This is a genomic window from Dendronalium phyllosphericum CENA369, assembly GCF_016056275.1.
Classification (GTDB): domain Bacteria; phylum Cyanobacteriota; class Cyanobacteriia; order Cyanobacteriales; family Nostocaceae; genus Dendronalium; species Dendronalium phyllosphericum.
On sequence record NZ_JAECZA010000291.1, the window covers coordinates 23,552 to 41,669 of the forward strand.

16 protein-coding genes and 1 tRNA gene are annotated in these 18,118 nt (G+C 39.4%); 12 read left to right on the top strand and 5 right to left on the bottom strand.

The features are described 5' to 3' along the window. Positions 1 to 3 precede the first annotated feature (3 nt). The 3 genes from I8752_RS33205 to I8752_RS33215 are packed head-to-tail and all read left to right on the top strand — an operon-like array spanning position 4 to position 2,165. Positions 4 to 1,185, top strand: coding sequence for an AAA family ATPase (locus I8752_RS33205; protein ID WP_214436428.1), 1,182 nt, complete (start codon positions 4 to 6; stop codon positions 1,183 to 1,185). After that, positions 1,182 to 1,838 carry a DUF4276 family protein gene (locus tag I8752_RS33210; RefSeq protein WP_214436429.1) on the top strand — a complete coding sequence of 219 codons (657 nt, stop codon included), beginning with the start codon at positions 1,182 to 1,184 and terminating at the stop codon, positions 1,836 to 1,838. Before I8752_RS33205 ends, I8752_RS33210 begins: the two co-directional genes overlap by 4 nt. A 21-nt stretch (positions 1,839 to 1,859) precedes the next feature. Beyond that, positions 1,860 to 2,165: an urease subunit beta gene (locus I8752_RS33215; protein WP_214436430.1), complete on the top strand. Its 306-nt coding sequence runs from the start codon at positions 1,860 to 1,862 to the stop codon at positions 2,163 to 2,165. A 114-nt stretch (positions 2,166 to 2,279) separates the two neighbouring features. On the opposite strand, the gene I8752_RS33220 is transcribed toward I8752_RS33215, so the two are convergent. Continuing rightward, positions 2,280 to 3,566, bottom strand: coding sequence for a DHH family phosphoesterase (locus I8752_RS33220; protein ID WP_214436431.1), 1,287 nt, complete (start codon positions 3,564 to 3,566; stop codon positions 2,280 to 2,282). Positions 3,567 to 3,929: 363 nt separating this feature from the next. Here I8752_RS33220 and I8752_RS33225 point away from each other — a divergent pair, with 363 nt between their 5' ends. Then, the gene (locus I8752_RS33225) at positions 3,930 to 4,232 is read left to right on the top strand and encodes a hypothetical protein (protein ID WP_214436432.1); all 303 of its coding nucleotides are present in this window, start codon (positions 3,930 to 3,932) and stop codon (positions 4,230 to 4,232) included. Between the two features lie 376 nt (positions 4,233 to 4,608). Here the strand turns inward: I8752_RS33225 and I8752_RS33230 are convergent, their stop codons facing one another. Continuing rightward, the gene (locus I8752_RS33230; protein ID WP_214436433.1) at positions 4,609 to 5,106 is read right to left on the bottom strand and encodes an HNH endonuclease; all 498 of its coding nucleotides are present in this window, start codon (positions 5,104 to 5,106) and stop codon (positions 4,609 to 4,611) included. A gap of 452 nt (positions 5,107 to 5,558) precedes the next feature. Here I8752_RS33230 and alr point away from each other — a divergent pair, with 452 nt between their 5' ends. The 8 genes from alr (at position 5,559) to I8752_RS33270 (ending at position 15,554) form a co-directional block, all read left to right on the top strand. Then, the gene (gene alr, locus I8752_RS33235) at positions 5,559 to 6,746 is read left to right on the top strand and encodes an alanine racemase (RefSeq protein WP_214436434.1); all 1,188 of its coding nucleotides are present in this window, start codon (positions 5,559 to 5,561) and stop codon (positions 6,744 to 6,746) included. A 56-nt stretch (positions 6,747 to 6,802) separates the two neighbouring features. Beyond that, positions 6,803 to 6,884, top strand: a tRNA-Leu gene (locus I8752_RS33240). 276 nt (positions 6,885 to 7,160) lie between these two features. Further along, positions 7,161 to 7,286, top strand: a complete 126-nt coding sequence (locus I8752_RS33245) for a DUF4351 domain-containing protein (protein WP_214436435.1) — start codon at positions 7,161 to 7,163, stop codon at positions 7,284 to 7,286. 801 nt (positions 7,287 to 8,087) lie between these two features. Then, a complete protein-coding gene (locus I8752_RS33250) occupies positions 8,088 to 9,155 on the top strand; it encodes a response regulator (protein WP_214436436.1) in 1,068 nt (355 codons plus the stop codon). 71 nt (positions 9,156 to 9,226) lie between these two features. Beyond that, positions 9,227 to 9,604 (top strand): response regulator, encoded by a 378-nt coding sequence (locus tag I8752_RS33255; RefSeq protein WP_214436453.1) that lies wholly within the window; start codon positions 9,227 to 9,229, stop codon positions 9,602 to 9,604. Between the two features lie 3 nt (positions 9,605 to 9,607). Beyond that, positions 9,608 to 10,105: a chemotaxis protein CheW gene (locus I8752_RS33260; RefSeq protein WP_214436437.1), complete on the top strand. Its 498-nt coding sequence runs from the start codon at positions 9,608 to 9,610 to the stop codon at positions 10,103 to 10,105. A gap of 58 nt (positions 10,106 to 10,163) precedes the next feature. Next, positions 10,164 to 12,461, top strand: a complete 2,298-nt coding sequence (locus I8752_RS33265) for a methyl-accepting chemotaxis protein (RefSeq protein WP_214436438.1) — start codon at positions 10,164 to 10,166, stop codon at positions 12,459 to 12,461. A gap of 105 nt (positions 12,462 to 12,566) precedes the next feature. Next, positions 12,567 to 15,554, top strand: coding sequence for a hybrid sensor histidine kinase/response regulator (locus tag I8752_RS33270; protein WP_214436439.1), 2,988 nt, complete (start codon positions 12,567 to 12,569; stop codon positions 15,552 to 15,554). 268 nt (positions 15,555 to 15,822) lie between these two features. Here I8752_RS33270 and I8752_RS33275 read toward each other — a convergent pair whose 3' ends face one another. The 3 genes from I8752_RS33275 to I8752_RS33285 all read right to left on the bottom strand — a co-directional run bounded on the left by I8752_RS33275 (position 15,823) and on the right by I8752_RS33285 (position 17,731). After that, a complete protein-coding gene (locus I8752_RS33275; RefSeq protein WP_214436440.1) occupies positions 15,823 to 16,917 on the bottom strand; it encodes a hypothetical protein in 1,095 nt (364 codons plus the stop codon). An 80-nt stretch (positions 16,918 to 16,997) separates the two neighbouring features. Further along, positions 16,998 to 17,210 carry a hypothetical protein gene (locus I8752_RS33280; protein ID WP_214436441.1) on the bottom strand — a complete coding sequence of 71 codons (213 nt, stop codon included), beginning with the start codon at positions 17,208 to 17,210 and terminating at the stop codon, positions 16,998 to 17,000. Between the two features lie 227 nt (positions 17,211 to 17,437). Beyond that, positions 17,438 to 17,731: a hypothetical protein gene (locus I8752_RS33285; protein ID WP_214436442.1), complete on the bottom strand. Its 294-nt coding sequence runs from the start codon at positions 17,729 to 17,731 to the stop codon at positions 17,438 to 17,440. Positions 17,732 to 18,118: the final 387 nt, after the last annotated feature.

The following is an 18,118-nucleotide window of genomic DNA, read 5'->3' on the forward strand; positions in this document are numbered from 1 at the left end:
GATATGGTGTCACCATACCGATTAACATCAGTTAAAATTCAAGGTTATCGACCTTTTAGAAATTTTGAAGCGCCATTACAACCACTAGAAATTATTGTTGGTGCTAATGGTGCTGGTAAATCTAGTTTGTTTGAATTCCTGAAATTTTTACGAGAAAGTTTATCTCAAGATATACCAGCAGAAATAGTCCCTGATTCTATTGGTCAACAAATTTTTCATATTCCAGGCCCGGCTAAGTTTCAATGGGATATAGAAATTGATACAGGTCGTCCAGTTGGTATTAGATATTTAGGCGAACTTATGGGACCTGTTGGTCGCACTCAAGTTTCTTATGAACGTGTAGAATCATCTAAACCTTTTAGTGATAAATACACTAATCCATATATATATATGAATATTCAAGGTAACAGAGGTGTTGTTCAAGACCCTGATACCGGAAAATTTGCACAGCAAGAGATAGCGCTAAAGCGACCTAATCAGCTTGCTTTAAGCGCAATGACAAATCCATCACTTGAAGCTTTATATAATTTACGTGAATATATTCGTGAGTGGAAGTTTTATAGTTCTTTTAATATAGCAAATTATAAAATTCGCAAATCAGTTCCGATTGAGCAAGAACCTGTTTTACGTGAAGATGCAGGCAATTTGAGTTCAATTTTGCATTATTTAATGACTGAACATAGAGCGGCATTTGATGAACTACAACAACATTTGCGTTCTGTGATTCCTGGTTTCAAGGGGTTGACAGTAAAAGCTCGTGGTGGCCCAGGTGAAGTTATAGCTTTTTGGCAGGAATCAGGGATTGATGAAGACCTTAGTCTTGCTGATTTATCAGATGGCATTTTGCGTTTAATTTGTTGGATTTGTCTTTGCGTACAGCCAAATCCACCCTCTTTAATTTGTATTGATGAACCCGATCAAGGAGTTCACCCTAGGACACTTCCTGTTCTTGCTGGTTTATTTGAAAAAGCTTCTGAACGCACTCAAATTTTCTTAGCTACTCATGCTTCTTACTTCTTAACCCAATTTGATATATATCAAATTGCTGTACTCAGAAAGGAAAATGGAGAAGCCAAGTTTATTAAACCTAGTAGTTCTCAAGTATTAATAGAAATACTCAAAGATTTTGGCTCGGATGAAATAGAACAGTTGCACCGCAGTGATGAATTGGAACGGCTGCCATGAGAGTTTTGATTTATGTAGAAGGGCCATCTGATAAGTTAGCAATGCAAGCATTATTAGGAAGTTTAATAGATGATAAATTTCAACAAGGTATCAGCATTGAATTTTTTCCTGTTAAAGGAAGTGATAATAATAGAGGAGGAGATGCAAAAAAAGATTTACTAACAAAGACTCCAATAACAGCAATCAATATTATCCGCAATCAACCAGATTCAATCGTAGTAGTTATGCCAGACTTATATCCCAAAAATAAGGGTTTTGAGCATGAAACAGTTCAAGAGTTAGAAAATGGTATTATAAATATTTTTAATCAAACATTACAGTCTAAAGAAATTAATGATAATCGCTTAATAGAGCGTTTTAGAGTTTTTTGCTTTAAACACGATCTAGAAGCATTAATTTTAGCTGCTGAGTCTGAATTAATCGATGTACTTGGTATTCAGACTATGCCGATAACGTGGATAAGACCAGTTGAGGAACAAAACCATGATGTTCCACCTAAAAGAATTGTAGAAACAATTTTTCAACAATGTGGCAAGAAATATCTAGGCTCTGTAGATGCACCAAGAATATTAGGAAGTGCTAGATATCAGGATATTGCAGAATTATGTCCTCAAGCTTTCAGACCTTTTGTGGATTTTTTGGAAAGTATTTAAATAAGTAAAAAAAATATAAGTATGATTCCTGGAGAAATCATTACACCAAAAGGTGAAATTGAACTTAATGTTGGTCGTCTTATTATCAGATTGCGAGTGTCTAATACAGGCGATCGCCCCATACAAGTCGGTTCTCACTTTCATTTTTATGAAGTGAACGCTGCCTTAAATTTTGATAGAGAACAAGCTAAGGGAATGCGCCTTGATATCCCCGCAGGAACCGCAGTTCGCTTTGAACCAGGCGACGAAAAAGAAATCGCCTTAGTACCTTTAGTTGGTACTCGCCAGGTCTACGGCTTTAACGGCAAAATCAACGGTAATCTTTAAAATTGTTGGCATCTATCTGTGTTTAATTCTTGGAGCAAGAAAAATATCAAATTCCCAGAAAAAATTAATTTGTCCAAGAATTAAAGCTAGATTGTTTCTCGATTTTCTCCTTTTTTACTCTGACTGAATTGGATTATCTCTGGGATTTACCAACCTCAGCAGTTTTTGCTTAATTTGAGTATCGAAAACATCCCATTTCATTTTCGCATAGGCGGAATTTTCGTTACTGCCAGACAAGAAACCCATCGGAATTTCAAAGCCACCAGCGCTGGTGCGTCCACCTCCAAAAAATCGCCCTGTGCTATCTTGCCCAAAGGCTTCTTTGATGAATTCGTCAGGATCGAGAGTGAGTTTAGTAGTTCTCAAGGAACCAATTACTACTTCTAATTCATCATCTTCATCGTGAACAATGCCGTAAACGACTGCCGTGTGGACGTTTTCTTCAGTAACCAGAAAATCAGCGGCTTGGGGAATGGCATCGCGATCGTCGTAACGTAAATAACCAACGCCAGCAATGGAAAAGTTATTTTGTACGATCCGATTTTTTAGCGATCGCTCGATTACATCCATCACCCGCTTAGAACGATTTGCCTGTAAAATCGCGTTCAGCAGTTGGGCATCGTAAAATCGACTCAGATATGCAGCTGCCATAAAGTCATCTTCTTGCGCTTGCATCAGCCGATTGGTATCCGATCGCAAACCGTGCATCAAAGCTGTAGCACATTTGACATGTTGACCTATACTGCTATCTAAGGTCAGCAATCCCGCTTGCAAATACTGTGTAAAAATCGTTGCAGTTGCTCGCACATAAGGACGGATATCAACAAAATCTGCCTCAAGTTCTGACTGTAAACTGTGATGATCGATGACTGCTATTAGTGGAATATTTGCCTGCTGCACGCATGACAATAGCTGACTTGTCGTCCCCTGATTATCAATCAAGACAAAACCTTGATATGATGAAAAATCTTTGCTTTTTAAGGTTTGCAATGTCCAGCGTTGAGCGGGTAAATTAGTCAGCTTCACCAAGGCAATATTCTCTTGGTGGCTTAAAGCGCCAGCATAAATAATTTCACATTTGATGTCGTATTGCTGGGCAATTAGCTGATAAGTCCAAGCAGAAGAAAGAGCATCAGGGTCAGGAAAATCTTGCAGAATTATCAGATGGCGTTCGTGTTGGTGTGCTAAAAAAGTCTTTCGCAGTTCTTCTGACTTCTGAGAAGCCAAAGAATTGCTACGCTGACCTAGATAAATACCTACTCCGTCACCTGTGGATGCTGGCAAAGATGGCTTAGTAAGTGGCATTTCAACTACTTCTTTATCTATCTCACCATCTTCAGGGTACGGTTCTGTATTCAATGACAATTTCTCAGACTGCTTAAAAGAAGAATTCAATTGCATAGCAAACGTTTTTGTTAAGTGTGAGGCTCCGTTAATTTATTAAGAAAGATTACAACCAGCACTTTACTGATTTAGCCACACATATCGATCTTCGCAAAAATTTAGGAACATGTGGATACATATCTAGGTCTATTTTTTTTCTCAATCGAGCCAGTCAAAAATTTACTAACTTGATGCAGACTACCTCAGGGCTGGAAACAAAGACTTTTGGCTTTTTGGATTCCATCTCAAACAGATATATATCTTTTGACCTATCAGTAATCCTTATTTATTTTTTCAATCAAATTACTCCACTTGGGGAGCCACCCCCGTGGGCGGGTTTACCACGCCACTTGCCACAACCAGGGGAACCGCTGTAAGGCAATGGCTCGACTTGAGGGGAGTGGCGTGAAACCCCTCACTAGCGCTGCCTCACCGCAGTGGCTCCCCTTGCTAGAAGACTCGCGCTTCGCTCTTGAAATCGAATTAGGGAGTGACGCTCCTTCCTGGCTAACGCAATCGACGCAAAGAGCGTTAAGACTGCCTCCCCAACCCACTGGCTTCTCAACGGGGAACCTCCACACGGAAGTGTTTACCTTTATGTTGGTGGCTCTAGGTACGCCGTTGGTGGTACTGGGGACTGGGAAACATCCCAAAATTTGGGAGGGTCAAAGCAGAATTCCATAATTTTTCGTTTTATAATCCAATCCCCAATCCCTAATCCCCACTCTCTGCGGTCGTGGGGGCCCCGAGTTCCCCAGTCCCTTTTACGAGAAAATCTGAGACATTAGCAACCTTTTGCAAAATTTTCAGGTATAATGTAAGACTGTTGATTTATTTAGCGATATATTTGCACACTACTTCCACAGCCCTTTATAGAGAATATCCCTTACAAGCTGTAAATACTGTATCCAATACAAATTTACTCACTCACTCTAATTATATTTACAGCCGAGTCTTATCTGCCATCCGACGCAGACAGACATTTCAAGGTAAATATACAATAGCGGCATCTCAAACAGACGATGCTGGCAGTGTTATGTCGATCTGTTTGATTTTAACGTCAAAGACCTATAACATATTTTTGCCACTCTTTATGCAATCCACTCTTAAGATGCTTGCTAACCTCAAAATAGAGGCTGCTATACGGTTGGCGAGGGGAATGACGTAAAGGCATGTGTGCTTCATGGGGTGTACGGTTACCCTTTTTAACATTACAGCGAACACAAGCCGTGACAATGTTCTCCCAGGTATCGCCCCCGCCACGCGATCGCGGGATTACATGGTCTAACGTCAACTCATCACCGAGGTAGCCGCAATATTGGCAAGTGTGTCCGTCACGGTGCAAAATATTGCGACGAGTGAGAGGCATTTCCTTATAAGGAACGCGCACGTAATGTCGTAATCGAATTACGGTTGGCAACGGAAAATCAGAGTAAAGAAATTTGCCGTTGTGTTCAACGCGTTCTGCTTTGCCTTTAATTAATAAAACCGCAGCCCGACGCCAGCTCGTGATATTGAGCGGTTCGTAAGAGGCGTTTAGGACTAAAACCTTCCCCATTGATTAGCGCTCAAGGTATTAGTTTTACATATATTAACACAGATATACTCTCATTGGAAGATGAGAATAAATTATACTTCCGGAATAATTCAAAAATTCATGTTTAGTTATAGATAATAATGTGCTGCAAAGCTTGATTAAAGCTAAACTTTCAGCAATTTATATCAGATGAAAAAATATAGCCTTTTTATTTATCATCATCCCTTAGTAGTAAAAATAACTTATAAATGATGACTGGAGGAGATGAAGAGGACTAGAGAAGGAGAAAGAGAAAGGTTTGGATCTGGGCTTTTCTGTTTTCCTTTTATTCTTTGCTCAAACGAAGCCTGTTACTTACCCTTTTTCCTTTAAAATGCCCTCAAGGCTTTGATTTTTGACTTATTATCTAAGAGCAAATCAGTATAATAAATAACCTTTTGAGTCGATCGGTGGTGTGAAAGGAGAAAGTAAAAATGTTAAGCGGTAAACCAACCCCTAATATTACTTATAATCAACAGTGCGATACCTATGCTTGGTTCTCACAACGTGCTTGGGTGGAAATCGATCTAGGGGCTTTATCGCACAACATACAACAAATAGTGCAGTTTTTATCACCACGTACTCAGTTGATGGCAGTGGTAAAAGCTGATGCCTATGGACACGGAGCAATAACAGTTGCTCAAACTGCATTACAATCGGGAGCTAGTTGGTTGGGAGTAGCCACAGTTCCAGAGGGTATTCAATTACGGGAAGCCGGGATTAATGCGCCAATTTTGATTTTAGGGGCGACTCATACACCAGAGCAAATTCACGCGATCGCTCAATGGGAACTTCAGCCAACTTTGTGCAGCCCCAAACAAGCGCTAATTTTTTCCAACGTTTTAGAAACTATCCAGCAAGATTCCCCCATACCTGTACACATAAAATTAGACACGGGAATGTCTAGGCTAGGAACAAACTGGCAGCAAGCAGCTGAATTTGTCCAGTTAGTGCAGCGCTTACCTCATCTTGTCATCAAAAGCATTTATTCTCATCTAGCAACAGCAGATAGTCCTGATACTACGATGATGCAAGAACAGCATAGAAGATTTGAGGAAGCGATCGCCCAAATCAAAGCAATGGGAATTAAAATACCTTGCCTGCACTTGGCAAACTCAGCCGCAACCCTTACAGATTCAGCATTACACTATGATATTGTGCGCGTCGGTTTAGCAGTTTACGGACTCTATCCAGCTACTCATTTACAAAATCTCATCAAACTCAAACCAGTTTTACAGCTGAAAGCACGAGTTACCCAAGTTAAAACAATTGCCCCTGGAACTGGTGTCAGCTATAGTCATCAATTCATCGCCCACAAACAACTTCGGCTGGCGGTGGTAGGAATTGGTTACGCTGATGGTGTCCCGCGCAGTCTTTCCAACAACTTACAGGTATTAATTCGCGGTCAGCGAGTGCCACAAATCGGCACAATTACAATGGATCAGTTAATGCTGGATGTGAGTGCTTTCCCAGATTTACAAGAAGGGGAAGTAGTGACTTTACTGGGAGAACAAGGAAACGAACAAATCTCTGCTGACGATTGGGCAGAAAAATTAAACACCATTTCTTGGGAAATTCTCTGCGGTTTTAAGCATCGTCTGCCTCGCGTCGCAGTAATGTAATTAAGTCTTTAGCCTATTTCAATTAAAAATTTGTTATGCTAGTATAGTTGACTGATGCGGATGTGGCGGAATTGGCAGACGCGCTAGATTTAGGTTCTAGTTCCGAGAGGAGTGAAGGTTCAAGTCCTTTCATCCGCACTAACTGAAAAGTTTAGATAAATTAAAGGTTTTAGACTTAGGTCTGAAACCTTATTTTTTGACTATATTAATATCTCTGATGAAATCATCCTATGATTCATGACCAAGCCCCATTGGGGCGGGGTGCGGCGCAACGGGTGTTGGGTGTGGGGAAGAAATAGCCCCAACAACCGCTATTGAAACAAGCCCCGTATGAGTCAAGGCACTTGCGTCCTTCAGAGTTCAAGCTCCGTCCAACGCCGTTTTCCCCTACACCCCACACCCTGTTAGTGACCGATGTTAGTGCGATCGCTTATTCAAACCCTTTGTTTAGATCGGTTAGAAGAACTTGGCGAAGCTTTATTAGATTTTACAAAGATTGAAGATTTACTTGATTGGTTACAAACAAATCAACCAAAGTAGGAAGTTTCTCTTGCCACCGTTGCAATAAAAACTCGCTCAAACTTCACATGCGAGAATGACAACTTAAATATATTAACTCCGTATTTACTTTATTATTTAATTTAATATATACAAATTTTTTATATTTGTTTAAGTAATCCTAACTTGATTTAGGAAAAACTATTGAAATCCCAACGCTTCAAATATAGTCATACTAGGGAATGTCAGTTTTTATTTAAAAAATTAAATATCAATACTATTTCCAGGCTGCTGAAAAATCACACAGTACAGCAAATAAACTGTTGAATTTTAATTAACGACATTAATATTCATCCCGGAAGTGGGAATTATATAGACAATTGCACTAATGAAAGCTGAGGTAATTTTTATGGTTAATTTATATTAACTTTAAGAAACTTTACTGAAGCTTTTATCAAACTCCATCTGATTTAGGCAATCTCAAGACTTTTTAAGTGTAAATACTGAGAAAAAAAGAGTTAGATTTTGGTAACTTAACTGTATTATTTCAGCAACCAACACTAAAGGTAAGTGCTGAATTTAGTCTTTAACTGTTATTGACTTATTCTCTAGAGAATATGGTGATTTCAGTAAAAACAAGTAATTTAAGACTATTCTACGAGTTCATGGAGATTTAATAATCCGAAAATAACTCCGCTGTTGAATTTATCCACAAATTTTTGCTCGCAAGTCTTGTATTTGATGCTACAAAAAAACGCGAATTTATATTGAGATAAAAATTTTGGCAAAGTTGATATCCAAATCTAGATTCAACGTATTAAATTTAGCTTAAGAAAAAGCAAAATGAGTACAACCCCTATAGATAGCTACAGATCGATCCAGAAACTACATCCGCTATCTCTATTAGCACAACTAACTAGTCGCCATGCTACAGGCTGTTTACGGGTATTTACTGGAACGGGTTCTTGGTCAATTAATTTAGAGGAAGGTAAACTTACTTACGCCTCATATTCAGAGCGACTGTTTGAGCGACTCGATAATCATTTGCGGCGTTTGAGCCAAAAGATTCCTACTCTTAACAGCGCTACTCGCGTACAGATGCGGCTGATGTTTGAACCGCAGAGTGAAAATCAGTCTATGCCATACGCAGATTATCAAGCCATTTGCTGGTTAGTTAATCGGGAATATATTAACGTGGCGCAAGCAGCTACTCTCATAAACGAATTAGCTAAAGAAGTGCTGGAGTCATTTCTAGTTGTCAAAGAAGGGAGTTATGAATTTTATCCTGAGAGTGTCTGGGATGAACTACCAAAATTCTGCCATTTGGACTTACGGTTGGTAGTAGAACATTGTCAAAAGCAGTTACGAAATCGAGCAAATATTCAGTCACCAGTTCATCCTGGTGGGGGTACTCAAGTTTTGCCAACAACTAAGCTACCTTCAACTCAGTCATTTTTTCAAAATAGGCAACAATTGCCTAGACAAAATAATTTTGAGCCTACTGAGAATAGGAATAACACAGGCAATTCATCAGATGAGAAAAAAAGTCTCTATACAATTGCCTGTATTGATGATAGTCAAACAGTATTAAATTCTATCAAACTATTTTTGGGTGAAAGTGCATTTTCAGTAGTAACAATTAACGACCCACTCAAGGCTTTGATGCAGATTCTTCGCAGCAAACCAGACATAATTTTACTAGATGTTGAAATGCCAAATTTAGATGGATACGAGCTATGTTCTTTATTACGTAAGCATTCAGCATTTAAAAATACACCAATTATTATGGTGACTGGCAGAACAGGATTTATTGACAGAGCCAAAGCTAAATTAGTCAGAGCATCAGGCTATTTAACCAAGCCTTTTACCCAATCAGAATTACTGAAAATAGTATTTAAATACATTGATTAACTTAATAAAAATGAGCTGTATCCAAGTCAGCTTATTTGATTAAAAGCAATTTATTTTTAGGAGATTTAGGAGTGAGTCTTACCTTGGTTGGCACAATTCTAATTGTAGAAGATTCCCCCAGTGAGTTAGAACTAATGAGCCATTATCTCAAAGAAAGTGGTTACAACGTCATTAAAGCTACTGGTGCGAAAGAAGCTATAGAAAAAGCGTTGTTACAAAAGCCGGATGCAATTGTTACTGATGTAGTGATGCCAGGAATGAGTGGATTTGAGTTATGTCGCTCGTTGAAAAAAAATCCGGCAACTCAAAAGTTACCAATAGTAATTTGCAGCTCGAAAAATTTGGAAATTGACCGACTCTGGGCCATGAAACAAGGTGCTGATGTCTATATAACTAAGCCATATACACGCGAACAACTCTTACGTGCTATTAAATCAGTGGTGCTTTAATCAATGAATCATTCTCAAATAGTATTTGCCGAAAAACCCACACAAAATAACTTAGTAGATGGCTATCTGAAGTTTCAGCTAAATCAACAAACTACTGCCGTTTTATCAATGAAGCACGCACAAGAAGCAGTGGTTTTGCCAATTGAAGCTGTAACTCCCATGCCAAATATGCCCACTTGCATTTTAGGGTTAATGAATTGGCGCAGTCGGATAATTTGGGCAGTCGATCTGCCGAGAATGCTCAATTTAGAAGCTTTAGACCGAAAACTGTGGCAGTACAACGCGATAGTTGTCAAAGTCGAATCACTAATTTTAGGTTTAGTCGTACAAGAAATTAAAGGTACAACTAAGTTTATGCCCGATGACATTCGTTCTCCTATCGGACAAGTGACATCGAGTTTAGTTCCTTATTTGCGTGGGTGTGTTGTGCAACAAGAAGAAACCTTGCTGGTATTAGATGCACAAGCTCTTGTAGATTCTTCTATTCTCCGCAGTGATTAGGTACTACTAAAAAACAGAGTTTTAGTGTTCTAATTTACCTATTTAGGAGAATTTCAGTATGTTTAATAAAACTAACATGGCTAAGAGTAGTGATGCTCAAAATCGAGCAGCGTTCATTTCATCCCAAAAAGTTACTGAGGATTTAGTACAGCTACCCAATAAGTCTAATAAGGTAACTGCTAAAAATTCCCCTTTGAATGATGTAGTTGCTTATTTAAAACGGCTGAGTTTAGGTACAAAAGCCACAATTTTTGCGATCGCCATTGGTACTATACCAACATTGGCCATCGGCGCGATCGCTTATAGCTTTACCCATAAATCAATTACTAAGCAAATTATCCAATCTCAAGAAGCGGCAGCTATTGATTTAAGTAACACAGTCAACCGCTTTATGTTGGGAAAATATAGAGATATTCAATTACTCTCAAATCTGCCATTTTTGAGCAATCCCCAAATCAGCAATCAAGAAAAACAAGCAATCCTAGATAGCATTGTTAAAGCTAATAAAGCTTATAACAGTATTGCCGTTTTCGATATTCAAGGTAACTCGCTCATTCAATCTACTGGTGAATCTCTGGATAATCAAAAAGACCGTAACTATTTTCAAGAGATTCTGCAAAAAGATACTCCTGTGATTAGCAAGCCAGAAAAATCACCTGATACCAATGTGGTAAGCCTTGCCATAGCTGCGCCAGTTAAAGATATCAACACTGGTCAAACCATTGCCGTAGTACGAGCGAGTATGCCTGTAACAGCTTTAGGAGAGGTGATTCAAAACTATACAGGCAAAGGAAAAAAATACTATTTGCTCGATAACTCCGGGAAAATTTTCCTGACTCCCCAAAAAGAATTCATGGGGAAAGACGCGCAAGCCGAGTATCCCGGTTTAGCTCGACTATTAGCAGCCCAACAAGTTCATACTTATACAGTAGTTCAGAAAATTCAGCAAAAGCCAGAACTCGTTAGTTACGTACCATCAAAAAAATTAGAAGGCTTACCAAATTTAAACTGGCAAGTACTTTTATCCACAGATACTGCGATCGCTTTTGAACCTCAAAGACAATTGCTGTGGACAATCGCAATCCCTACAATACTAATAGCATTGATTGTGGCAGCGATCGCAGCTTGGATAGCCAAGCGCGCCATACAACCAATTTTAAATGCAACAGCAGCATTGACAAAACTCGGTCAAGGCGAACTCAATACCCGTTTAGAGACCCAAAGAGAAGATGAGTTAGGTGTATTGAGTGCAAATATTAATCAAATGGCCGCGCAATTGCAGGTATTAGTTACAGAACAAGCAGAAATAGCACAAGCTAAAACAACAATACAACCAAGTTCTCAAGAAGAACTGCAACAAACAGAAGCACTGCAAAAACAACTTTTAGAATTGCTCAATAACGTAGAAGGTGCAGCTAGAGGCGATTTGACAGTGCGTGCAGATGTAACTACTGGGGAAATTGGCACTGTTGCTGACTTTTTTAACTCCATCGTTGAAAGTCTGCGAGATATCGTTACTCAAGTCAAACAAGCTGCTACTCAGGTTAACGGCGCAATTGGTTCCAACGAAGGAGCGATTCGTCAATTAGCAGATGAAGCACTCAAACAAGCTGCTGAAATCAATCGCACTCTGGATGCTGTTGACCAAATGACACATTCCATGCAAGCCGTCGCCGCAAGTGCCCAACAAGCGGCAATTATTGCTAACCATGCTGCCGACAACGCTACCAAGAGCGGTCAAGCGATGGATTTGACAGTTTACAACATCCTTTCTTTACGAGAAACCGTTGCTGATACTGCCAAGAAAGTCAAACGTCTGGGAGAATCTAGCCAACAAATTTCTCGCGTCGTGTCCTTGATTAACCAAATCGCCATGCAAACCAACTTACTCGCCATCAACGCTAGCATTGAAGCAGCGCGCGCTGGTGAAGAAGGGCAAGGTTTTGCAGTAGTTGCAGAAGAAGTAGGCGAATTAGCAGTGCGTAGTGCCGCAGCAACCCAAGAAATCGAACAAATTGTCGAGAATATCCAACGAGAAACCAGCGAAGTAGTGCAGGCAATGGAGATCGGAACTACTCAAGTGGTCGAAGGTACGCGCATTGTCGAAGAAGCCAAGCAAAGCCTAAGTCAGATTTTAGATGTATCGCGTCAAATCGACTCCTTGGTACAGTCTATTTCCACTGCAACTGCTTCTCAGGTAGAAACATCAAAAACTGTCAGTCAACTAATGAAAGATATCGCTGCCGTTTCGCAACACACCAGCGATTCTTCACGCCATGTTTCCGAATCTTTGCAACAAACTGTCGAGATTTCCCACCAACTACAAGAAACTGTTGAGACATTTAAGGTTAGTTAGTTGTCAGTTGTTAGTTGTCAGTTGTTTGTTTTTACCACTGACTACTGGCCGCTGACCTCTGACTGCTGACTGCTGACTATTGATCGCTGACAAATAACAAAAACTATGGATAAAGAACTAGAAATCCAGATGCAGTTTCTGGAAGAAGCAGTAGATTACCTCAATACCTTGGAAGGGGTATTGTTGGAATTTGATAGTAACCGCATCGATTTAGAAAAAATCAACGCTGCACTCCGGGCCGCTCATTCTATTAAAGGTGGTGCGGCAATGATGGGATATCGAGTATTAAGCGATTTAGCTCATCGATTGGAAGATTCTTTCAAAGTCTTAAAAACCCGCAAAAATTCTCTAGAAATTGACACGCAGTTACAAAGTTTACTGCTCTCCGCAGTGGACTGGTTGCGCCAGATAGTACAGTTACTAAAAGAAAAAAATGCTATAGAAGAACAGTGGCTAGCGAGTTTTTGTTACCCTGTTTTTGACGAACTGCGCGATCGCTTGGGCGAACCCACCCCTGAAGATGCTACAACTATGCTATCGCCAGAAGATGGGCAAGATATTATTCCTTTACTGTTTGAAACCGAAGTCGAAGGATGTTTGCAACGCCTAGAATCTGTGTTGGCAGATAAACAACAACCATGCTTGCAAGAAGAAGTTGCCATCATGGCCGCGGAATTGGGCGGTTTGGGAGAAATGCTGGAATTAACAGCTTTTACCCAACTTTGTGAATCAATCAAGCAGCACATAGAAGCCCCAGAACCCGAACGCGTTCCCGTAATTGCCCAGTTAGCATTACAAGCATGGCGGCGATCGCAAGCTTTAGTATTGACTAATCAACGCGATAATTTACCTACAGATATCGATTTAGCTAGTTATACGCCAGTCGAACCACTAGCAAAACCACAAGTAGTTACACATTTCGTCATAGATACAGCCGATACGGAACTTCTAGATATAGAAACATTATCAGCAGCTACCACAGACCCGGAAATAATCGCAGCCAATTTTGTATCCGAAGATGCAGTAGCTGATGATCGAAATACTGTCACTCTTCCAGAAGCAAACACTGTATTAGCTAGAGAAATTACCACCACAGATTATAAATTTGTCGAATCTAGAGAATTAGTAACTGTAGGCAAAGACAGGGAAGCACACGAAAATACCGTTCGCGTTCCTAGCAAACAACTCGAACAAATTAACGACTTATTTGGAGAACTCATTGTCCAGCGGAATGGACTAAACTCCCAGTTAGAAAAACTACGCAAACTTGTGCGGCATCTCAGCCAGCGAGTGCAACTTCTCGACCGCGAAAATCAAGAATTACGTACAGCATACGATAAAATTACAACACAAAATACGTTATCTACTAATGTGCCCCTGGCTGAAGATTTAGAAGATCGCAGGCCAAGTGTAGCTAGATTTGATGCCTTGGAAATGGATCGCTATAACGAATTAAACTTGCGATCGCAAGAAGTTATGGAAACCATTGTCCAGGTACAAGAAGTTTCCACTGATATTCAACTCAGCGTTGACGACACAGATCAAATTGCTCGTAAACTCAGTAAAACATCCAAACAATTACAAACAAAGCTTACTCACGTGCGGATGCGCCCCTTATCTGATTTAGTCGAGCGTTTTCCTAGAGCTTTGCGCGATTTAAATGTAGAGTATGGGAAAAATGTCCAGTTAAAAATTGAAGGCGGCAACACTTTAATTGAACGCAGTATTTTAGAGGCTTTGAACGATCCTTTAATGCACCTATTAAGGAATGCTTTCGATCATGGTATTGAAGACCCTGCTACTCGCCAAACTTTGGGTAAACCAGAACAAGGATTAATTGAAATTACAGCCAGCCACCGCGGCAATCGCACTATTATTACGATGCGTGACGATGGTCAAGGCATTTCTTTAGATAAAATTCGCTCTCGCGCCCTAGCGATGAAATTAGATGCTGCTTTGATTGATAATGCCAGCGATGAAGAACTGTTATCACTAATTTTTGAACCAGGGTTTAGCACCTCCGACCAAGTGACTGCATTATCTGGTCGCGGTGTCGGTATGGATGTGGTTCGCAACAACCTCAAATTAATTCGAGGAGATATTAAAGTTGATACCGAACCGGGGGTTGGCACTACCTTTACACTGTCAGTACCATTTACCCTTTCTGTCGCACGAGTCTTGCTAGTAGAAAGCAGTAAAATGCTATTGGCATTTCCTACAGATGTCGTTTCGGAAATATTTTTATTGCAAAACGAGCGAATTTTCTTAATGGCAGGTAGCGAAGTCCTAAATTGGCAAGGAACCATGCTGCCACTGATTCGCCTGAGTCGCTACTTTGAATTTAATTGCCCGCGTTACGATAGTCCAGAACTCGAAACTCCGCCTGCAATTAATGCTACCAGCGTGTTAGTAGTCCAAGGCAATAATCAGCCAGTAGCCATCCAAGTAGACCGTTGCTGGGGCGAACAGGAAGTTGCCATTCGCCAAGTTGAAGGGAATATACCTTTACCTGAAGGCTTTAGTAACTGCACAATTCTTGGTGATGGTCGCGTAGTGGCATTAGTTAATACCAATGAATTGCTGTATTGGATTGCGACTAATCAACAGACTCCTAGAAATAACCAATTACCATCAGCAAGATTGAAGACACCGTTTTTATTCTTTGATGCTGAGAAAATACCAAAAACACCTGTTAAACAGAAAGGCACAATTTTGATTGTAGATGACTCAATTAATGTGCGCCGTTTCTTAGCCTTAACTTTGGAAAAAGGAGGGTATGAAGTAGAACAAGCTAAAGACGGTCAAGAAGCCTTAGAAAAACTTGAAAGTGGCTTGAAAGTTGAAGCGGTAATTTGCGATATTGAAATGCCTCGCCTTGATGGTTATGGGTTCTTAGGTCGTCTCAACTCAAATGTGAGTTTGAAAAATATACCTGTTGCTATGCTTACTTCTCGCAGCAGTAATAAACATCGACAACTAGCAATTCAATTAGGTGCAAGAGCTTATTTCTCTAAACCTTACAACGAGCAAGAATTACTCCGAACATTGGAGGAAATCATTTGTAATGTAGCAGAAACAGCAACACTTAATTGAGTTGTCAGTTGTCAGGAGGCAGGAGGCAGAAGTGAAAAATGATCTCCCCTGTCTTCTTTGTCCTACCGTTTGTACGTCCTCTTTCTCATATAAGTCAAAATAGTGATATCCAGACAAAGAACGCGTAAATGTGTCAGTTTATATTATGTCAACTCTTCAATTTTACTGATAATCAAGAATATGGAAAAAGTTTTTGTCAAAAAGCTAAAGTTTTTATCGTATCAAGAGAACCAAGTTTTTAATTTTGGATGAAGTCGAGCTAAGTAATTCACTCCCAGATAATTGGGACATTCAAAAATTCACTAAGTTCTTGTGCTAACCAGTAATGTTCGGGTAATGTCAACCTAGAACCCAGTCTATATCTATTATGTTGTGTGCAAATAAATAAGTCAGGAGATAATTCTTTGATTTTGGTGGATATTTGCCCCTTATACCTGCCTCCCTTATGTTTGTAACTAAACTGTTTATATATTTTATTGATAGAGAGTAAATTCAAAATATGATGCCTATTATCTTGAAGGCCTTTAGCATACTGGCAATTACTAGCACTACAATTTAAATAGAAATCGCGTTGATTGATTTCTAACTTAGAAAAATTTGATAGACATGGAATAATAACTTCTAAAGTATCCTTTTTTTTGGTGAATAAAATATCGCTGCCAATAGGTTTTGGAATTCGAGGCAATTCAACTTTAATGTCAGATAATTTATCTAAAGGAATTGTTATACCCGATAAATTTTCTGACGTAATTGCTATCCCTAAAAAATTACTAATTTCCTGCGCTATTCTGTCACGCTCAATTAGAGTCAAGTCTTTATTCAAGTATTTTCTCAAGTCATGCTTTTGAATTCCTTCCCAGATAATTAAACTTGGAGGCTCTTTTTTGTATTCTTCTTGATTTTTCAAGTTGATTAATTTGTAAGATACGGCAGTAGATACCAACATACAAATATTTTTTCTAAATATTGGGGAGGATAACGAACGACTCAATGCCTGAATACCCAAGAACTTCTGTGAAAAAGTTATGCTTTGATTATGTATTCTCAGATGTATTGTTCCGAAGGAGCAAATAATAATCCAACGAAGAGACCAAATACATAAAATTGAGTCCAAAATTATCCAGACAAAAAAATAATCTGAAGAAAAATTAAAATAGTATGAATTTATTATCAAGCTTGCTGATTCAAAAATCATTAAACCCAAACTCAACATAAACATATGTATATTAAATAACAATAATAATATAAAAGAATCACTTTTAATTCCTCCTAGTAAATCTAATATTTCTATCCCAATACTTCCCTTGGCTGGAAACACAATTTCCAGCGTTTCTGCGCTTTTTGTGATAAAAATATTACGCATTAAGTTTCTCACAAAAGTATTTTGCGTATTCTAAAACGTCTGCCATAAAACTATGGTAACTATTAGATGAGTGCAGTTCACTAATTCTCAGGTGGTGGTAAGTGTTCGCCAATTTGTTTTGATAAACCTATCATCCGGCAGTGCCAGTCACCAAAAGTATTTCGGAAACAGATGCCACTGCTGTCTGGGTATTGAGAGACGGTGCAGTTTTTTCCCACTGGATTAATGCCCTTAATCTTATGACAAATATAACGAGTGAAGCTTCCTCGAATATCATATACGGGTTGTTCCATCGGTGAGAGGTTAAGATAATCTTACTTTTGTCAATTAGAAATTATGCTTAAAATTTAGGGGGAGCCGAGGTACTAAGTTAACTTTTGTACTGAAATTATGGGTTAAGAATAAATGATGCGTATCAAGATGACGCGATCGCCCGATTAAAAATTCTGTTTGTAACCCCGATTTTGGCAATATTTTAAGTACTATTGCTTATTGACAAATGGTATCTGACCTTAACCTGTCACGAATGGGGTTGTTCTGTATTCATGCTTAAATGCTCTCCCCCATGTCTGGTGTTGAATTTCAGGTCGGTTATGTTGGCGGGACGAGAGTTCGGGGCAACTTCAAGAATCAGAGTGCCGATCAGCCACAAGGCACTAGAGCTACTAGACTCCCATTCTTGGTCACAGAGAAAATACATCTTCGCCTGTTCGACGCTAGGCGCTCCTGTTTTTGGTTCTACCATCGATGGGCAAGTATGAGGTCTACGTCCGGTTCCATACGGAAGAGTTTGAGCAGTTAGTACGGTAGGCATTAAAACCGCAAGCAACGTACAGTTTATAATTCTAAGAGTAAACTTTAATTTCACGTTGATTTCATGGTTAAGTAAAAATAATCATAGCAGTCGAAGCAAACATTAGAATTATTACTGACTTGTATAGCGCACTCTTCAACAATTTTGAGAAGCTGACACGACTCTAGGACGACTAGTGCAAATTACAGGGCATAGGGCGAACGCATTGATGTCCAAGCTAAGATGTCTCAACTATGGGCAAACGGCTATTAGGCTGCAATCTGCTAGAGAGAATGAGAATTACTTGGGACAGTCTATTGTGTATAAACTAATGCTCTAGAAAAATGAAAAGTTACTCAAGTTAACTCAGTTGAACATTAAACGAGCATTTTAGAGAGATAACAGTCT